Origin of the sequence: Lelliottia sp. RWM.1 (assembly GCF_016859735.1) — a bacterium.
GTDB lineage: Bacteria > Pseudomonadota > Gammaproteobacteria > Enterobacterales > Enterobacteriaceae > Enterobacter.
Genome location: NZ_WLVC01000117.1, coordinates 1 through 1,868, shown reverse-complemented (window position 1 = coordinate 1,868; position 1,868 = coordinate 1). Strand labels below are relative to the sequence as shown.

General features: G+C 43.0%; 2 protein-coding genes. Both read right to left on the bottom strand.

The window, feature by feature from the left end; translation table 11 throughout:
- Positions 1–122: 122 nt before the first annotated feature.
- Positions 123–755, bottom strand: coding sequence for a type B-3 chloramphenicol O-acetyltransferase CatB3 (locus GF617_RS26775; RefSeq protein ID WP_000186237.1), 633 nt, complete (start codon positions 753–755; stop codon positions 123–125).
- A gap of 137 nt (positions 756–892) precedes the next feature.
- Positions 893–1,723, bottom strand: a complete 831-nt coding sequence (locus GF617_RS26770) for an oxacillin-hydrolyzing class D beta-lactamase OXA-1 (protein ID WP_001334766.1) — start codon at positions 1,721–1,723, stop codon at positions 893–895.
- Between the last annotated feature and the right edge of the window lie 145 nt (positions 1,724–1,868).

Below are 1,868 nucleotides of genomic sequence, written 5' to 3'. Positions count from 1 at the left end.
CACGCTTAAAAATAATAAAAGCAGACTTGACCTGATAGTTTGGCTGTGAGCAATTATGTGCTTAGTGCATCTAACGCCTGAAATAAGCCGTGCCGCGAAGCGGCATCGGCTTGATTGAATTGTTAGACGGCAAACTCGAGCCAATACTTGTGCAGGCCAACAATATTAGACGAGCACAGCATGGGCATTGCCGCTTTGATCTTCTCCAGTGACCAATTCCACCACTCCATCTCCAGAAGCAATGAAATTTCCTCATCGGTGAAGCGTTTCTTAATCTTCTTAGCGGGATTGCCGCCAACGATAGCGTAAGGCTCCACATCTTTTGTCACCAACGAGCGGCTGCCTATCACCGCACCGTGCCCGATCTTGATTCCGGGCATGACCATTGCCTCAGAGCCGATCCAAACGTCATTGCCAATGACAGTATTACCTGCTTTTTGGAAGGCATCGAGTGCGCTTGAGAATGCAGGTTCTTCCTGCATATAAAAGAACGGGAAAGATGATGCCCAGTCGTACCGATGCCCCTGATTGCCAGCCATGATAAAGGAAGCCCCACTCCCGATAGAGCAGAAACTACCGATGATCAACTTATCAACGTCATCACGGTCCGGAAACAGATACCGTGCGCAGTCATCGAATGAGTGCCCATGATAGTAGCCAGAGTAATAGCTGTACCGCCCAACTTTGATATTGGGGTTCTTCACTTGCTCAGAAAGCAGCTTGCCTTTGAAGGGGCTATCAAAGTAGTTGGTCATAAGAGATCCCGCGGTCTGTGACTTTGCCGTCTAACGTTTGAAATAAGGGGCGCCGAGCGCCAGCGAGGGGAGCCAAAAGCTTGCTTTTGGCCGTCCCGACTTGATTGAAGGGTTGGGCGATTTTGCCATTAGATTTTTTATAAATTTAGTGTGTTTAGAATGGTGATCGCATTTTTCTTGGCTTTTATGCTTGATGTTAAATTCGACCCCAAGTTTCCTGTAAGTGCGGACACAAAAACATATTTATGTCCTGATTTGCTTATAATAAACCCTTCAAACCATCCGTTTTGTAAGGTTCTATTTGCTGTGAATCCTGCACCAGTTTTCCCATACAGTTTTGTACTATTATCCAGATCTTGTAGATACATGTTCTCTATGGTGTTTTCTATGGCTGAGTTTTTAACTGGGAGATTGTGATTAATAATTTTACGCAGGAATTGAATTTGTTCTTCTGGTGAAATTTTTAAGCTACTTTCGAGCCATGCTTCTGTTAATCCGTTGTTTCTTTCTTTATCTCCAGAGAAGTCTTGATTTCCATAATCAAAATCTTTGAGATAATTCTTGATTTTATTTAATCCAATTTTTTGGGTTATTTCTTGCGAAACCCAAACAACAGAAAATTGCATCCACGTCTTTGGTGTATGATTGCTGTTCCAGATCTCCATTCCTTTGGGGGTTTTATCCCATTTGAATATGGTTTTCTGATCTATTATTTCCGCATCAAATGCCATAAGTGATAATGCGATCTTGAAAGTTGAATCTGGTGCCATTTGCGTTGCACACTTTGCTTTATTGAATTGAGCAATTTCAGCGTTTGTGGATGCATCGTAAAGTAAAAAACAACCTTCAGTTCCTTCAAATAATGGAGATGCAACAGTAGAGATATCTGTTGATGCACTGGCGCTGCTGTAGATAATATTTGCAATTATTAAAAAAATAGCGAAGTTGATATGTATTGTGTTTTTCATAATAAGTATTGGTTTGGTAAAGGGCTTAATTTTAACGGCTAACAATTAATGAGGCTCCGGGTTCGCCCAACGTTTGACATGAGGGGCGGCCAAGGGCGCCAGCCCTTGGACGTCCCCCTCGATGGAAGGGTTAGGCATCACTGCG